This window comes from Vibrio mediterranei (genome assembly GCF_013364395.1).
Lineage (GTDB): Bacteria > Pseudomonadota > Gammaproteobacteria > Enterobacterales > Vibrionaceae > Vibrio > Vibrio mediterranei.
In genome coordinates this window covers 232,680-247,589 of the sequence record NZ_JABXGK010000002.1, presented here as the reverse complement: position 1 = coordinate 247,589, position 14,910 = coordinate 232,680, and the positions used below count along the sequence as shown (strand labels likewise).

The following is a 14,910-nucleotide window of genomic DNA, read 5'->3' as shown; positions in this document are numbered from 1 at the left end:
CATGGCCCTTACGAGTAGGGCTACACACGTGCTACAATGGCGCATACAGAGGGCAGCCAACTTGCGAAAGTGAGCGAATCCCAAAAAGTGCGTCGTAGTCCGGATTGGAGTCTGCAACTCGACTCCATGAAGTCGGAATCGCTAGTAATCGTAGATCAGAATGCTACGGTGAATACGTTCCCGGGCCTTGTACACACCGCCCGTCACACCATGGGAGTGGGCTGCAAAAGAAGTGGGTAGTTTAACCTTCGGGAGGACGCTCACCACTTTGTGGTTCATGACTGGGGTGAAGTCGTAACAAGGTAGCCCTAGGGGAACCTGGGGCTGGATCACCTCCTTATACGAAAGATTATTGCGATGAGTGTTCACACAGATTGATTAGGTTTAGATTAAAGACGATGCTTGGGTCTGTAGCTCAGGTGGTTAGAGCGTTCGCCTGATAAGCGAGAGGTCGGTGGTTCAAGTCCACTCAGACCCACCAATCTTCCTCCCAGATGATTGGCGGTAAGCATCAACACTGATGGGGCTATAGCTCAGCTGGGAGAGCGCCTGCCTTGCACGCAGGAGGTCAGCAGTTCGATCCTGCTTAGCTCCACCATCTTTAAGTGTTTTCTCTTTGAGAATATTTAAAAATGGTTCTTTATGARTCAAGTTCTTTAACAATTTGGAAAGCTGACGAATAACATTTGATTAATGTTATTCATTTAAAAGTTCTCAAATCCTATATCGAAAGATGTAGGTACCAACACACATTCAAGTGTTCTTGGGAATTACGAAAGTAATTCATATTTGAGTCCGGCAAAATCGAGTCTGCACATGTATAAAAATGCAGACAACTTTGGTTGTTTGACCRTKTSCYTTYASKKTTMMAAMGTKAAGWMARWWAGAAAGACCCTTTGGGGTTGTATGGTTAAGTGACTAAGCGTACACGGTGGATGCCTTGGCAGTCAGAGGCGATGAAAGGCGTAWTAACTTGCGATAAGCTCAGATTAGGTAGTAAWAACCTGTGAGTCTGAGATTCCTGAATGGGGAAACCCAACTGCATAAGCAGTTATCGCTGAGTGAATACATAGCTCAGCGAGGCGAACCGGGGGAACTGAAACATCTAAGTACCCCGAGGAAGAGAAATCAACCGAGATTCCGAAAGTAGCGGCGAGCGAAATTGGATTAGCCCTTAAGCTTTTAATGAGACAGGTGAAGGCTCTGGAAAGTGCCGCGATACAGGGTGATAGCCCCGTAACCGACATCTCATCATCAGTGAAATCGAGTAGGGCGGGACACGTGATATCCTGTCTGAATATGGGGGGACCATCCTCCAAGGCTAAATACTACTGACTGACCGATAGTGAACCAGTACCGTGAGGGAAAGGCGAAAAGAACCCCTGTGAGGGGAGTGAAATAGAACCTGAAACCGTGTACGTACAAGCAGTAGGAGCACCTTCGTGGTGTGACTGCGTACCTTTTGTATAATGGGTCAGCGACTTATATTCAGTGGCAAGGTTAACCGTTTAGGGGAGCCGTAGGGAAACCGAGTCTTAACTGGGCGTTCAGTCTCTGGATATAGACCCGAAACCAGGTGATCTAGCCATGGGCAGGTTGAAGGTTGAGTAACATCAACTGGAGGACCGAACCGACTAATGTTGAAAAATTAGCGGATGACTTGTGGCTAGGGGTGAAAGGCCAATCAAACCTGGAGATAGCTGGTTCTCCCCGAAATCTATTTAGGTAGAGCCTCGGACGAATACTACTGGGGGTAGAGCACTGTTAAGGCTAGGGGGTCATCCCGACTTACCAACCCTTTGCAAACTCCGAATACCAGTAAGTACTATCCGGGAGACACACGGCGGGTGCTAACGTCCGTCGTGGAGAGGGAAACAACCCAGACCGCCAGCTAAGGTCCCAAAGTATAGCTAAGTGGGAAACGATGTGGGAAGGCTTAGACAGCTAGGATGTTGGCTTAGAAGCAGCCATCATTTAAAGAAAGCGTAATAGCTCACTAGTCGAGTCGGCCTGCGCGGAAGATGTAACGGGGCTAAGCTATACACCGAAGCTGCGGCAATGTGTTTACACATTGGGTAGGGGAGCGTTCTGTAAGCCGTTGAAGGTGRACTGTAAGGTCTGCTGGAGGTATCAGAAGTGCGAATGCTGACATGAGTAACGATAAAGGGGGTGAAAAACCTCCTCGCCGGAAGACCAAGGGTTCCTGTCCAACGTTAATCGGGGCAGGGTAAGTCGACCCCTAAGGCGAGGCCGAAAGGCGTAGTCGATGGGAAACGGGTTAATATTCCCGTACTTCTTACAATTGCGATGGGGGGACGGAGAAGGCTAGGTGGGCCTGGCGACGGTTGTCCAGGTTCAAGTGCGTAGGCTTAAGGTTTAGGTAAATCCGGACCTTTTTAAGGCTGAGACACGATGTCGAGCTACTACGGTAGTGAAGTCATTGATGCCATGCTTCCAGGAAAAGCCTCTAAGCTTCAGATTGTAAGGAATCGTACCCCAAACCGACACAGGTGGTCGGGTAGAGAATACCAAGGCGCTTGAGAGAACTCGGGTGAAGGAACTAGGCAAAATGGTACCGTAACTTCGGGAGAAGGTACGCTCTTAGTGGTGAAGTCCCTTGCGGATGGAGCTACCGAGAGTCGCAGATACCAGGTGGCTGCAACTGTTTATTAAAAACACAGCACTGTGCAAAATCGCAAGATGACGTATACGGTGTGACGCCTGCCCGGTGCCGGAAGGTTAATTGATGGGGTTAGTTTTCGGACGAAGCTCTTGATCGAAGCCCCGGTAAACGGCGGCCGTAACTATAACGGTCCTAAGGTAGCGAAATTCCTTGTCGGGTAAGTTCCGACCTGCACGAATGGCGTAATGATGGCCACGCTGTCTCCACCCGAGACTCAGTGAAATTGAAATCGCTGTGAAGATGCAGTGTACCCGCGGCTAGACGGAAAGACCCCGTGAACCTTTACTACAGCTTGGCACTGAACATTGAGCCTACATGTGTAGGATAGGTGGGAGCCTTTGAAGCGAGTACGCCAGTATTCGTGGAGGCAATCTTGAAATACCACCCTTGTATGTTTGATGTTCTAACTTGGTTCCCTAATCGGGAATGAGGACAGTGCCTGGTGGGTAGTTTGACTGGGGCGGTCTCCTCCCAAAGAGTAACGGAGGAGCACGAAGGTGGGCTAATCACGGTTGGACATCGTGAGGTTAGTGCAATGGCATAAGCCCGCTTGACTGCGAGAATGACAATTCGAGCAGGTGCGAAAGCAGGTCATAGTGATCCGGTGGTTCTGAATGGAAGGGCCATCGCTCAACGGATAAAAGGTACTCCGGGGATAACAGGCTGATACCGCCCAAGAGTTCATATCGACGGCGGTGTTTGGCACCTCGATGTCGGCTCATCACATCCTGGGGCTGAAGTCGGTCCCAAGGGTATGGCTGTTCGCCATTTAAAGTGGTACGCGAGCTGGGTTTAGAACGTCGTGAGACAGTTCGGTCCCTATCTGCCGTGGGCGTTGGAAGATTGAAGGGGGCTGCTCCTAGTACGAGAGGACCGGAGTGGACGAACCTCTGGTGTTCGGGTTGTGTCGCCAGACGCATTGCCCGGTAGCTAAGTTCGGAATCGATAACCGCTGAAAGCATCTAAGCGGGAAGCGAGCCCTGAGATGAGTCTTCCCTGGCACTTTAAGTGTCCTAAAGGGTTGTTCGAGACTAGAACGTTGATAGGCAGGGTGTGTAAGCGTTGTGAGGCGTTGAGCTAACCTGTACTAATTGCCCGTGAGGCTTAACCATACAACACCCAAAGGGTTTTGATGGACTCAAAGCAAGAACTTTGAATGTGTATTTAGACTTTTAAACAGTTTTCCGAATTAAGAATTTGCTTGGCGACCATAGCGTTGTGGACCCACCTGATTCCATGCCGAACTCAGAAGTGAAACGCAATAGCGCCGATGGTAGTGTGGGGCTTCCCCATGTGAGAGTAGGACATCGCCAGGCTTTGAACACAATCTGTTTAAAGCACGATTAAGATAAGACTTTAAATAGACCACTGCGGAGTGGTAGTTCAGTTGGTTAGAATACCGGCCTGTCACGCCGGGGGTCGCGGGTTCGAGTCCCGTCCACTCCGCCACTTATTAGAAAACCCGATGCGAAAGCGTCGGGTTTTTTATTATCTAAAATTTGATTGCTTCCTTTTTCAAGGAAATCGACTTCCGGTTGATTTCAACCCTAGACTAGGCACTCCTGTCGAAAGACTGGGACTTTTACATTTCTCAAAAGATAGCTTCACACGCAGAACATTACCCTAGAGTAAGTGCTCTTTCCCTACCACCATCTCTTTCCCTACCACCATATCGATATCCACAAGGCTTTTGATATTCCTTTTAATATGAGCCTACTGTTATCCTCCTAGTGTACCGTTGTGCTGAAGACAATAAGCTAAAAGATAGTAAATAAGAGATGACTCTATGTCATTGCCTGTCACACCGGTTATTAGACTGAGTAGTCTTGTGGTCGCTTCGAGTAGCATGCAAAGTAGATGATAAAGCACGCGTTACAGAAGTTTTTACTAGTACCTACTCTACAAGCGTTTAGCTAGAAAACCCATCCTTAGGGATAAGCTAACAGAGCAAGTAAATAAGGCTATCGTCATAAGAATACGGTGTAATTACATCTACAAAGATAGCGAATACGTCTATATAGCTGATGAGGATATGACGTTTATTGTTGTTCCTCTTGACCCTGTGCTTCTGCGCTATGGTACGAGTTTTCACAATTTCAAAGATAGTGTCGGACAGAGTATTACAGACATTATCCTTTCTGAGCTTGATTCTGATGTCCGCAATATCGCTCGGGTTCTGGGTGTGATTGTGATATTGATGAGCAGATCAATCTACTTGCATTGAATGCCGCTATCGGGCTGCTTGTGCTTGGGGAGCAAGGCAGAAGCTTTAGAAGCTTTAGAAGCTTTGTTGTTGCCACTGAAGTCAGAAATATTGTTTGCCGGACTCAACAAAGCATAAAAGAGATTCTAGAAATGATGGGTAATCTTCAGTCAGGCTCACAACATGCCTCAGTTGCCTTGCAAGAAGTTGTTGCTCCTTTTAGATGTTATTACAGAGAAAAGCCTTCAAATTGCGATAGTGGCAGCAGAACAAACAGTGGTGAGTGACGATTTCTCTCAACGATTAAACATGATTGAACAAAGTGGCACTGAACTTCGCTCGGCTGTAGAAGAAACAGAGCAGGCCACTCGTTCATTAAATCAACTGTCGTTAGAGCTGTACCAAAAAATAGCTCGCTTTGAGGTTCAGTAATCAAGGCTTTTCTCTTTGTACTAGGGGACAAAATCTTAACTTATTTGGTGCTGGGAAAGTTAATGAGCCTAGTTTATCTATATTCATTAATAGAGCCGAACGACTGCTAGGGCTTGTTTTTGAGCGCCAAATGAATAAAAACAGAACGCTAAGTATAGAAAAGCACCAAACGATATTTTTTTTGCAATTTAGTGTTGACGTAAAGGACGAAAAACCGTTTAATACACCTCGTCGCCCGGATAGCTCAGTCGGTAGAGCAGAGGATTGAAAATCCTCGTGTCGGTGGTTCGATTCCGCCTCCGGGCACCACAATTTAGATTGTTGGTGCTGTTAACAGTAGTACGAGCAATAACAAATAAAGTGTCGCCGACTTAGCTCAGTAGGTAGAGCAACTGACTTGTAATCAGTAGGTCACCAGTTCGATTCCGGTAGTCGGCACCATTTATTACGTAAAGTAATTCCCCCTTAGTTCAGTTGGTAGAACGGCGGACTGTTAATCCGTATGTCGCAGGTTCGAGTCCCGCAGGGGGAGCCACTTTTAAAAGTAAGCAAAAGCTTGCTTTAAGTGCCGACTTAGCTCAGTAGGTAGAGCAACTGACTTGTAATCAGTAGGTCACCAGTTCGATTCCGGTAGTCGGCACCACTTTATTGCGAAAAGCAATTCCCCCTTAGTTCAGTTGGTAGAACGGCGGACTGTTAATCCGTATGTCGCAGGTTCGAGTCCCGCAGGGGGAGCCACATTATAAAGGCTGCATCTTAGGATGCAGCCTTTTTTGTTACCTTGAGTTTGCCTTCCCTCTCCTGAACTGTAAAAAAGACCGTATTGCAGTAATACAGTCTTTTCGAAGTGTTTTCTCACGCTGGTTAGAGCCTGTGATTAGCTCATATCAATCTTAATATCGCTAAGGTTTGATGAGCTGTTATTGTCGTTACTTTGCAGCTTTAGCATTAATCTGAGATCATTTCGCGAATCAGCACTGTGCAAAGCGTCCTCTTGATTTATCTTGCCAGCTGAAACCAAATCAAATAAGGCCTGATCAAAGGTTTGCATTCCGACTTCTTTACCTTTCGCAATTGCAGCTTTGATTTCATGTAAATCACCTTTACGGATGAGTTCGGAAATGCGAGGACTATTTAGGAGAACCTCGAAAACGCCGTGACGGCCTTGTCCATTCTTATCTCGAATGAGCTGTTGTCCTACGATGCCTTTTAAATTCGAAGATAAGTCAAAGAGGAACTGCTCCCGTCTATCTTCCGGTGTAAGGTGTAGTATTCGCTCTAAAGCTTGGCTAGCATTGTTCGCATGCAATGTTGCGATACAAAGGTGCCCAGTTTCAGCAAACGACATGGCGTATTCCATCGTTTCCCTAGAACGTATCTCACCAATTAAAATCATATCAGGAGCTTGTCGAAGTGAATTTTTAAGAGCAACTTCATAGCTTTCAGTATCCAGCCCAACCTCACGCTGTGTCACGATACATTTTGCGTGCTCATGAACGAATTCGATGGGGTCTTCGACGGTAAGAATATGACCACTTCGGTGCTGATTTCGATAACCTGTCATCGCTGCCATAGTGGTAGATTTACCAGAACCAGTAGCTCCTACCACTAAGACTAAACCGCGTTTAGCTATTGCAAGATCTTGCAATAAGTCTGGCAACGAAAGCTGCTCGAAGGTCGGTATCTGAGTTTCAATTCTTCGGATGACTGCACCAGGCAATTCTCGCTGGTAGAATGCACTTACTCTAAAACGGCCGTATGGCTTCACTATCGCAAAATTAGCTTCTTTTGTTGTCTGATACTCCGAGTACTTAGAACGCTCCATAACGCTGCTTAAAAGCGCTTGAATCGCCTCTGTAGTGAGCTTGTCATCTTTTGCTTGAAGTTCGCCATCTACGCGATATAACAGTGGCGCATCGACTGTTAAGTAAAGATCAGAGGCTTTTTCGTCAAGCATGTGATTTAGAATGGTATCAATGTTGTGCATTATCTCGTCCTATTGAAACATTGAACCATGTTGTTCAATCTTCTTATTCACTTCTTCTAGTTCAACCAATCCTTGAGACAATAACCGTTTAGAGTGCTGTTCCATGGTCTGCATACCACTTGCCGCACCTGTTTGGATAATTGAGTACATCTGAGCTACTTTATCTTCTCGAATTAGGTTTCTAATAGCGGGTGTCGCTAGCATAACTTCATGACAAGCGATGCGCCCTCCTCCCACGCGCTTTAACAGAGTTTGTGCTATAACAGCCCGTAACGATTCTGAGAGCATAGAGCGAACCATTTCTTTGTCTTGGCCTGGAAATACATCAATAATTCGGTCAATGGTTTTGGCTGCAGAGCTCGTGTGCAGAGTGCCAAAGACTAAGTGGCCCGTTTCGGCTGCGGTAAGAGCTAAGCTAATAGTCTCTTGATCTCGAAGCTCACCGACTAAAATGATGTCCGGGTCTTCACGCAGTGCAGAGCGGAGTGCAGCTTTAAAACTGTGGGTGTCGCGATGAACTTCTCGCTGGTTAACCAAACATTTTTTATTCTGATGAACAAACTCAATAGGATCCTCAATGGTCAGAATATGTTTGTTTTGATGTTGGTTAATGTGGTCGACCATGGCAGCTAGTGTCGTTGATTTACCCGAACCAGTCGGCCCTGTCACTAATACCAAGCCGCGTTCTAAACTGGCTATCTCGGAAAATTTGTCGGGTGCGTCTATTTGCGCCAGTGTTGGGACTTCACTGGGGATGGTACGAAAAACGGCAGAGCAGCCACGAGATTGATTAAACGCATTGACACGAAAACGACCGATATCGGGCACATCAAATGAAAAATCGATTTCGAGATGCTCTTCGTATTCGCTGCGCTGTTTATCATTCATAATGTCAAAAACTAATTTATGGACCTCAGAATGCTCAAGAGCAGGTATACCAAGCTTTCTTACTTCACCATCAATACGTACCATAGGTGGGACACCAGCAGAAAGGTGTAGATCTGAAGCGTTATGCTTTACACTAAAGTCTAGTAACTCGGTGATATCCATTCATTTTCCTTATAATTTGTAAGCTATGACTAGTATTCAACAAAATATCGAACTAATCACCTCCCAAATTGCACAGGCTGAGCAAAAGTGCGGGAGAGCGCAAGGTGATGTGCAATTGCTCGCGGTCAGTAAAACTAAGCCTATTGAGGCAATTTTAGACGCATGTCAGGCAGGTCAACGTCGTTTTGGCGAAAACTATGTTCAAGAAGGCGTTTCTAAAGTTGTTCATTTCAATGAACAACATGGTGATATAGATATTGAATGGCACTTTATTGGACCTATTCAGTCGAACAAAACACGACCAGTCGCAGAGCACTTTGACTGGGTTCATACTGTAGATCGTGCCAAAATCGCCCAACGACTTAATGATCAGCGCCCTCAAGGTATGAAGCCTATTCAAGTACTGATTCAGGTGAACACTAGCAGTGAAGCAAGTAAGTCTGGTGTCGATAGCGAGCAAGTTTTAGAGCTTGCCCAATTGATTTCCTCATTACCAAACCTCACGTTAAGAGGAGTAATGTCAATTCCAGAGAATGTTAGTGACTATCAATCTCAGCTCATTGCTTTTAAAGCACTGGCAGAGGTCAAAAACTTGCTGGCAGAAAAGCACCCTCAAGTCGATACGCTATCGATGGGTATGAGTGGTGATATGGAAGCGGCGATAGAAGCTGGAAGTACCATAGTTCGAATTGGAACAGCTATCTTTGGTGCGAGAGATTACAGCAACAAAGCGTAACACATAAGAGAGTGACGCAAAGTACCTCTAATTTAGGATAGGGTTAATGGAACAAAGAAAGATCGCATTCATTGGTGCGGGCAATATGACTCGCTCCATCGTCGCGGGATTGGTGGCCAGTGGCTACCGTCCAGATTGTATTACTGCGACAAATCCTAGCGAAGCAAAGTTAGTTGCTTTGCAGCAGGCTTATGATATTCAAGTGACGACGAACAATACTGAGGCAGCACAACAAGCTGATGTGATTGTGATGGCTGTGAAACCTCAATTAATGGAACAAGTGGCTAAACCACTTCAGTCGATTGATTTTCAGGGCAAACTGGTCATTTCAATTGCTGCCGGAATCTCAATAGAGCGTCTGCAACAAATGTTTGCCAACCCACTAAATCTGATTCGAGTAATGCCGAATACACCTTCTTTATTAGGTGAGGGTATGAGTGGTCTATTTGCTTCCCCAATAACACCAGTTAGTGATAAAACCTATGCAGGTGAGCTGATGCAGGCTGTTGGTAAAGTTTGTTGGGTTGAACAAGAATCCGGCATCAATGACATTATTGCTGCCGCTGGTAGTGCTCCGGCGTATTTCTTCCTGTTCATGGAAGCGATTCAGCAACAAGCGATAGCAAGTGGCTTTGATGAAGACACCGCTCGACTGTTGGTGCAACAAACCGCATTAGGCGCAGCCAAAATGGTTAATGAGAATCCAGAGACTGATTTAGCTACCCTGCGCCAACAGGTCACCTCTAAAGGAGGGACAACGGCAGAAGCGGTTCGTACGCTTGAGGAAAATGATATTCGAGGCATTGTTGCTAAAGCGATGCAATCGGCCGTGACCCGTGCTGAAGAAATGGAAAAACTGTTTTAATCCCAACAATGATAACTCGTAAGGGCTAGTTATGAATTCAATGAGTTTCTTGGTTTCGACCTTGTTTGATCTCTACATTATGGTCGTGATTTTGCGCATTTGGCTACAGGCAGCACGCGCAGACTTCTACAACCCGTTTTCACAGTTTATTGTGAAAGCAACCCAACCTGTAGTAGCGCCACTAAGACGAATGATTCCGTCTATTGGCGCTATTGATATGGCGACGTTACTGTTTGCTTACGTTCTTTGTGTTGGTAAATACGTGGCTTTGGTACTGATAGCTTCTGGTGGCAACTTTAGCTTCGGTGCTGACTTCTTGTTCCTAGGTTTGCTTTCTCTGATTAAAGCCGCGGGTGGCTTGTTGTTCTGGGTACTATTAATTCGTGCAATCTTAAGCTGGGTCAGTCAAGGGCGTAGTCCAATCGAGTATGTCTTCCATCAATTGACTGAGCCTATGCTGGCACCAATTCGCCGAATCATTCCAGCGATGGGTGGGTTTGATTTGAGTGTGTTAGTGCTATTTATTGTGCTGCAGTTTGCTAATTTCCTAATGGGCGATCTTATTGGTCCAATTTGGTATCGACTTTAATGTCAGCCGTAAAACAGGATGGAGAAGACCTCATTCTTCGTATTTATGTTCAACCTAAAGCCAGTCGAGACAAACTGGTGGGAGGGCATGGAGAAGAATTTAAGGTGGCGATTACTGCCCCTCCTGTTGATGGAAAGGCCAATGCGCATTTGAGCAAGTACCTTGCTAAACAATTTAAAGTCGCAAAGGGACAAGTGTTGATTGAGAAAGGTGAGCTTGGAAGGCACAAACAACTTCGAATAGTGTCACCTGCACTGATTCCCAAGGAATTTATGGCCCTCTTATGAGGGCTTTTTTAAAGGAGAAGAACAATGAAAAAGTGGTTATTGTTGATTTCGGCATTGATGGTGGCTGGGTTAGCTCAAGCGGAACAGTTCAAAACAATCAAGGATGCAGAAGTGCATTATGTGGTGTTTAACTCGACGTTTATGACGCCACAAGTGGCGCGTAGCTATGGTTTGAAGCGTAATGAGTTTGTTGCAACGGTGAATATCAGCGTCCTTGACCGTTCAAGCGCGGGCAAGCCTGCCATGCCAGTATCGATAAAAGGCAATGCTAAAAACCTGATTGGCCAAACCAAAACGCTCGAGTTTAAAGAAATTAAGGAAGGAGATGCGATATACTACTTGGCTCAATTTCCTATCGTGAACGAAGAGCAATACCGATTCACGATTGATATTGATGCTGGAAACAAAGGTCGCGGCCCTATTACCTTTAGTCAGAAACTGTATGTAGAACCTTAAGGTTCCAATAAATACCAACGCTTAAGCTTACTAACTCGAGAGAACCCTATGAGCAAAAAAATCGTACTTGCAACCGGCAATCAAGGCAAAGTGAAAGAGATGGCTGATTTGCTGTCTGATTTTGGTTTTGAAGTCCATGCCCAAAGTGAATTCAATGTCTCAGAAGTGGCTGAAACCGGTACGACATTCATCGAGAATGCCATCATTAAGGCCAGACATGCCGCTCAAGAAACAGGACTAGCTGCGATTGCAGATGACTCTGGGTTAGAAGTTGATTACTTAAAAGGCGCACCGGGTATCTACTCTGCTCGTTACTCTGGAGAAGGATCAACGGACAAGCGTAACCTAGATAAAGTACTAGAAGAGTTGAAGGGGGTTCCTGAAGCACAGAGGACAGCACGGTTTCATTGCGTGTTGGTATTAATGCGTCATGCCGCTGATCCTACGCCGATCGTTTGCCATGGAAAATGGGAAGGTCGTATTCTAACGGAGCCAAGTGGCGACAATGGTTTTGGTTATGATCCTATTTTCTTTGTGCCTGAAGACAACTGTGCGTCTGCTGACCTAGAACCTGCACGTAAAAAACAGCTGTCACACCGCGGTAAAGCGTTAAAGGAGCTTTTCGCAACGATTAAGGCGCAAGGTCTTTAACATGGAGCAAACACCTGTGCTGGTACCGCCGCCGCTGAGTCTCTATATCCATATTCCTTGGTGTGTTCAAAAATGTCCATACTGCGACTTTAACTCGCATGCCCAAAAGGGAGATATTCCCCAACAAGCATACATAACGGCGTTACTTGAGGATTTAGAGACTGATATTCGTCAATACGGATTGGCTTCAGATTCTCGCCCGCTGCACTCAATTTTCATTGGTGGTGGTACACCAAGTTTAATCGCTCCAGAATACATTAAGCAGTTGCTTGACGGAGTAAGGGAGCGTATTCCATTTCGTGATGACATAGAAATCACTATGGAGGCCAATCCAGGAACGATCGAAGCTGCACGATTTGAGCAGTACCGAGTCGCAGGCGTCACTCGCATCTCTATCGGTGTGCAGAGCTTTCAGCAAACCAAACTTGAGCGCTTAGGACGAATTCATGGTGAAAGTGAAGCGGTCAATGCAGCAAAGCTGGCTCATGAAATTGGCTTAAACAGCTTTAACTTGGATCTTATGCATGGATTACCAGATCAATCTATTGATGATGCATTAAGTGACCTTAAGCAAGCGATTGAATTGGCGCCACCGCACCTTTCGTGGTACCAACTCACAATCGAGCCGAATACCTTGTTCTACTCTAAACCACCTACATTGCCAGATGATGATGCTCTTTGGGATATCTTCGAGCAAGGACATCAAATGCTGGTGGAGGCTGGTTATCAGCAATATGAGATTTCGGGTTATAGCAAGCCAGACTTTCAATGTCAGCATAACTTAAACTACTGGCGTTTTGGCGATTACTTAGGTATTGGCTGCGGTGCCCATGGTAAGTTGAGTTTTGCCGATGGTCGTATTGTTCGAACGACTAAAGTGAAGCACCCACGCGGCTATCTCAATATGTTAAAGCCATACCTAGATGCTCAAACCGAAGTGGCTCCGGAAGAGCGTCCGTTTGAGTTCTTCATGAACCGTTTCAGGTTGTTGGAAGCATGTCCGCGAGTTGAATTTACAGAACGAACAGGTTTGTCTGAAAGAGATATCGAAGACAAGTTAACTTGGGCTAAACAAAAAGGCTACATCAGTGAGACCTCGAAAGAGTGGCAGATCACCGATAAAGGTCGTTTGTTTTTAAATGATTTACTTGAAGGCTTTATGTAAAAAGGGAGGCGAAATGCCTCCCTTTTCAATTAAAATATAGAACGTCCAATTCGCTCCGAAAGCATCTCCAACGCTCTCGTCCCAGCGAGAGAGTTACCAGATTTATCCAGTTCTGGAGACCAAACCGCGATAGTCATTTCACCCGGAACAATTGCAATAATACCACCGCCCACACCTGACTTACCTGGCATGCCGACACGGTAAGCAAACTCTCCGGCGCCATCATAGAGGCCGCATGTCGCCAATAACGCATTGAGCTGCTTGGTTTGTGTCGGTGTGATGATCTGCTTCTTAGTATTTACGGATTGCCCTTGATTGGCTAAATAACTAAAGGTTTTGGCAAGATCAACACAGCTCATCTTTAAAGCGCAGGCATGGAAATAGTTATTGAGAACAGGAATAACATCGTTATTAAAGTTACCAAACGAGCGCATTAGATAAGCGATAGCTGCATTGCGGTCACTGTGCATCATTTCTGAAGCTGCCACGATCTTATCGTAGACAATATGGTTGTCACCTGAAAGTGTTCTAACAAACTCCAATAGACGCTGCCTAGGCGCCGATAAGCGACTTTGCAGTAGGTCGGCTACCACAATCGCGCCTGCGTTAATAAACGGATTTCTCGGTATTCCTTGTTCCATCTCAAGCTGGATTAGTGAGTTAAAAGCTTGCCCTGAGGGTTCCTTGCCGACTCGCTGCCAGATTTCCTCTGGTTTATACAGCATCATTGCCAAAGTTAGGCTCAGTGCTTTGGAAATTGATTGTATAGAAAAGGACTCTTCGGCGTCTCCAGCGGTAATCACTTCACCTTCGTTGGTGTACACTGCTATGCCTAGTTTGTTGTTAGGTACTTTTGCAAGAGCAGGGATGTAGTCCGCGACTTTTCCTTGTCCAATCAGTGGTTTTACTTCACTGAGGATAGTAGAAAGAATCTGTTTAGTTGGTTTCATATTTGTTGTTCTCCCAACGTAAGCGCCAAAAAAAGCCAACGGGAGGTTGGCTTTTCAGGATTAGAATTCGATTAGCAATCGAAACTTAAGCTGTGCGGCGATATTTGATATCCCAAACACCATGACCAAGTCTGTGACCGCGAGCTTCAAATTTTGTTAAAGGACGATCATCTGGACGTGGTACAAAATCACCATCAGTAGCAATATTCTCATAGCCAGGTGCTTGGTTCATTACCTCGACCATATGCTCTGCATAGTTTTCCCAGTCTGTAGCCATGTGGAATACGCCAGTTTCTGGAATAAGCTTAGTTCTTACCATTTCAGCAAAATCTAACTGCACAATACGACGTTTGTGGTGACGCTTTTTATGCCATGGGTCAGGGAAGAACAACTGCATTGTACTTAGGCTGCTGTCCGGAATCATGTTGGCAAAGACTTCAACCGCATCGTGACACATAACACGCAGGTTAGTAATACCAGCATCGCGCGCTGATGATAGACATGCACCTACGCCTGGGCTGTGTACTTCAATGCCAATAAAGTTCTTTTCTGGTGCGTTCTTTGCCATTTCGACCAAAGAAGCGCCCATGCCGAAACCAACTTCAAGAACAACAGGGTTATTGTTACCAAATACCTGTTCCCAGTTGAGTAGTGACTCTTGGTAATCAATACCCATTGTAGGCCAGCACTCTTCCATCGCCGATTCTTGGCCTTTGGTTAGGCGTCCTTCACGACGAACAAAACTGCGAACTTTGCGAATCAGTTTGCCATCTTCTGTGTATTCGTTAGTAGTCACTTCACTCATTGGTTTAGCCTGTTCATTCAATAATCAGAGCGGGAATTATCCAAAGAATTT

The 14,910-nt window shown here is 45.7% G+C and carries 14 protein-coding genes, 8 tRNA genes and 3 rRNA genes; 21 read left to right on the top strand and 4 right to left on the bottom strand.

Features of this window, described 5'->3' with window-relative positions:
* From HOP38_RS14590 to HOP38_RS14525, 14 genes are all read left to right on the top strand, one after another.
* Positions 1–340 (top strand): 16S ribosomal RNA (locus HOP38_RS14590); the annotation flags it as partial.
* 64 nt (positions 341–404) lie between these two features.
* Positions 405–481 (top strand) — tRNA-Ile (locus HOP38_RS14585).
* Positions 482–522: 41 nt separating this feature from the next.
* Positions 523–598 (top strand) — tRNA-Ala (locus HOP38_RS14580).
* Positions 599–908: 310 nt separating this feature from the next.
* A 23S ribosomal RNA gene (locus tag HOP38_RS14575) occupies positions 909–3,795 on the top strand.
* An 88-nt stretch (positions 3,796–3,883) separates the two neighbouring features.
* Positions 3,884–3,999: ribosomal RNA gene (gene rrf, locus HOP38_RS14570) — 5S ribosomal RNA — on the top strand.
* A gap of 56 nt (positions 4,000–4,055) precedes the next feature.
* A tRNA-Asp gene (locus HOP38_RS14565) sits at positions 4,056–4,132 on the top strand.
* Between the two features lie 475 nt (positions 4,133–4,607).
* Complete coding sequence (locus HOP38_RS26240) at positions 4,608–4,907, top strand: cache domain-containing protein (RefSeq protein WP_198558357.1); 300 nt, start codon at positions 4,608–4,610, stop codon at positions 4,905–4,907.
* Between the two features lie 20 nt (positions 4,908–4,927).
* Positions 4,928–5,173 (top strand): hypothetical protein, encoded by a 246-nt coding sequence (locus HOP38_RS26235; RefSeq protein WP_423250094.1) that lies wholly within the window; start codon positions 4,928–4,930, stop codon positions 5,171–5,173.
* Positions 5,070–5,318, top strand: coding sequence for a methyl-accepting chemotaxis protein (locus HOP38_RS14550; RefSeq protein ID WP_198558358.1), 249 nt, complete (start codon positions 5,070–5,072; stop codon positions 5,316–5,318). The genes HOP38_RS26235 and HOP38_RS14550 overlap by 104 nt, the downstream gene beginning before the upstream one ends.
* A gap of 233 nt (positions 5,319–5,551) precedes the next feature.
* Positions 5,552–5,627 (top strand) — tRNA-Phe (locus tag HOP38_RS14545).
* 56 nt (positions 5,628–5,683) lie between these two features.
* Positions 5,684–5,759: transfer RNA gene (locus tag HOP38_RS14540), tRNA-Thr, on the top strand.
* An 18-nt stretch (positions 5,760–5,777) separates the two neighbouring features.
* Positions 5,778–5,853, top strand: a tRNA-Asn gene (locus tag HOP38_RS14535).
* 32 nt (positions 5,854–5,885) lie between these two features.
* Positions 5,886–5,961, top strand: a tRNA-Thr gene (locus HOP38_RS14530).
* 19 nt (positions 5,962–5,980) lie between these two features.
* A tRNA-Asn gene (locus HOP38_RS14525) sits at positions 5,981–6,056 on the top strand.
* Positions 6,057–6,195: 139 nt separating this feature from the next.
* On the opposite strand, the gene HOP38_RS14520 is transcribed toward HOP38_RS14525, so the two are convergent.
* Positions 6,196–7,305 carry a PilT/PilU family type 4a pilus ATPase gene (locus HOP38_RS14520; RefSeq protein ID WP_088876269.1) on the bottom strand — a complete coding sequence of 370 codons (1,110 nt, stop codon included), beginning with the start codon at positions 7,303–7,305 and terminating at the stop codon, positions 6,196–6,198.
* A 9-nt stretch (positions 7,306–7,314) separates the two neighbouring features.
* Positions 7,315–8,355 carry a type IV pilus twitching motility protein PilT gene (locus tag HOP38_RS14515; protein ID WP_198558346.1) on the bottom strand — a complete coding sequence of 347 codons (1,041 nt, stop codon included), beginning with the start codon at positions 8,353–8,355 and terminating at the stop codon, positions 7,315–7,317.
* A 25-nt stretch (positions 8,356–8,380) separates the two neighbouring features.
* Between HOP38_RS14515 and HOP38_RS14510 the strand changes: the two genes are divergently transcribed.
* From HOP38_RS14510 to hemW, 7 genes are read left to right on the top strand one after another with little or no spacing between them, the layout of a single operon-like run.
* Entirely contained in the window at positions 8,381–9,091 is a 711-nt protein-coding gene (locus tag HOP38_RS14510; RefSeq protein ID WP_062459982.1) for a YggS family pyridoxal phosphate-dependent enzyme, read from the top strand.
* Positions 9,092–9,137: 46 nt separating this feature from the next.
* The gene (proC, locus tag HOP38_RS14505; protein ID WP_062459980.1) at positions 9,138–9,956 is read left to right on the top strand and encodes a pyrroline-5-carboxylate reductase; all 819 of its coding nucleotides are present in this window, start codon (positions 9,138–9,140) and stop codon (positions 9,954–9,956) included.
* 31 nt (positions 9,957–9,987) lie between these two features.
* Complete coding sequence (locus HOP38_RS14500; protein ID WP_006075533.1) at positions 9,988–10,545, top strand: YggT family protein; 558 nt, start codon at positions 9,988–9,990, stop codon at positions 10,543–10,545.
* Positions 10,545–10,832, top strand: coding sequence for a DUF167 family protein YggU (gene yggU / locus HOP38_RS14495; protein ID WP_198558345.1), 288 nt, complete (start codon positions 10,545–10,547; stop codon positions 10,830–10,832). Before HOP38_RS14500 ends, yggU begins: the two co-directional genes overlap by 1 nt.
* Positions 10,833–10,856: 24 nt before the next feature.
* The gene (locus HOP38_RS14490) at positions 10,857–11,288 is read left to right on the top strand and encodes a DUF4426 domain-containing protein (protein ID WP_038224298.1); all 432 of its coding nucleotides are present in this window, start codon (positions 10,857–10,859) and stop codon (positions 11,286–11,288) included.
* Between the two features lie 48 nt (positions 11,289–11,336).
* On the top strand, positions 11,337–11,939 hold the full coding sequence (locus HOP38_RS14485; RefSeq protein ID WP_198558344.1) for an XTP/dITP diphosphatase: 603 nt from the start codon (positions 11,337–11,339) through the stop codon (positions 11,937–11,939).
* Between the two features lie 16 nt (positions 11,940–11,955).
* Positions 11,956–13,104, top strand: coding sequence for a radical SAM family heme chaperone HemW (gene hemW / locus HOP38_RS14480; RefSeq protein WP_198558356.1), 1,149 nt, complete (start codon positions 11,956–11,958; stop codon positions 13,102–13,104).
* Between the two features lie 29 nt (positions 13,105–13,133).
* On the opposite strand, the gene glsB is transcribed toward hemW, so the two are convergent.
* Complete coding sequence (gene glsB, locus HOP38_RS14475) at positions 13,134–14,054, bottom strand: glutaminase B (protein ID WP_062459974.1); 921 nt, start codon at positions 14,052–14,054, stop codon at positions 13,134–13,136.
* 85 nt (positions 14,055–14,139) lie between these two features.
* Positions 14,140–14,859, bottom strand: a complete 720-nt coding sequence (trmB, locus tag HOP38_RS14470; RefSeq protein WP_006075540.1) for a tRNA (guanosine(46)-N7)-methyltransferase TrmB — start codon at positions 14,857–14,859, stop codon at positions 14,140–14,142.
* Between the last annotated feature and the right edge of the window lie 51 nt (positions 14,860–14,910).

What these genes read in the sequence shown, in the direction of transcription:
- HOP38_RS14550 (WP_198558358.1), top strand. Translation starts at nt 5,070, where the DNA reads ATGCCTCAGTTGCCTTGCAAGAAGTTGTTGCTCCTTTTAGATGTTATT.
- HOP38_RS14520 (WP_088876269.1), bottom strand. Translation starts at nt 7,305, where the DNA reads ATGCACAACATTGATACCATTCTAAATCACATGCTTGACGAAAAAGCC.
- HOP38_RS14515 (WP_198558346.1), bottom strand. Translation starts at nt 8,355, where the DNA reads ATGGATATCACCGAGTTACTAGACTTTAGTGTAAAGCATAACGCTTCA.
- HOP38_RS14510 (WP_062459982.1), top strand. Translation starts at nt 8,381, where the DNA reads ATGACTAGTATTCAACAAAATATCGAACTAATCACCTCCCAAATTGCA.
- proC (WP_062459980.1), top strand. Translation starts at nt 9,138, where the DNA reads ATGGAACAAAGAAAGATCGCATTCATTGGTGCGGGCAATATGACTCGC.
- HOP38_RS14500 (WP_006075533.1), top strand. Translation starts at nt 9,988, where the DNA reads ATGAATTCAATGAGTTTCTTGGTTTCGACCTTGTTTGATCTCTACATT.
- yggU (WP_198558345.1), top strand. Translation starts at nt 10,545, where the DNA reads ATGTCAGCCGTAAAACAGGATGGAGAAGACCTCATTCTTCGTATTTAT.
- HOP38_RS14490 (WP_038224298.1), top strand. Translation starts at nt 10,857, where the DNA reads ATGAAAAAGTGGTTATTGTTGATTTCGGCATTGATGGTGGCTGGGTTA.
- HOP38_RS14485 (WP_198558344.1), top strand. Translation starts at nt 11,337, where the DNA reads ATGAGCAAAAAAATCGTACTTGCAACCGGCAATCAAGGCAAAGTGAAA.
- glsB (WP_062459974.1), bottom strand. Translation starts at nt 14,054, where the DNA reads ATGAAACCAACTAAACAGATTCTTTCTACTATCCTCAGTGAAGTAAAA.
- trmB (WP_006075540.1), bottom strand. Translation starts at nt 14,859, where the DNA reads ATGAGTGAAGTGACTACTAACGAATACACAGAAGATGGCAAACTGATT.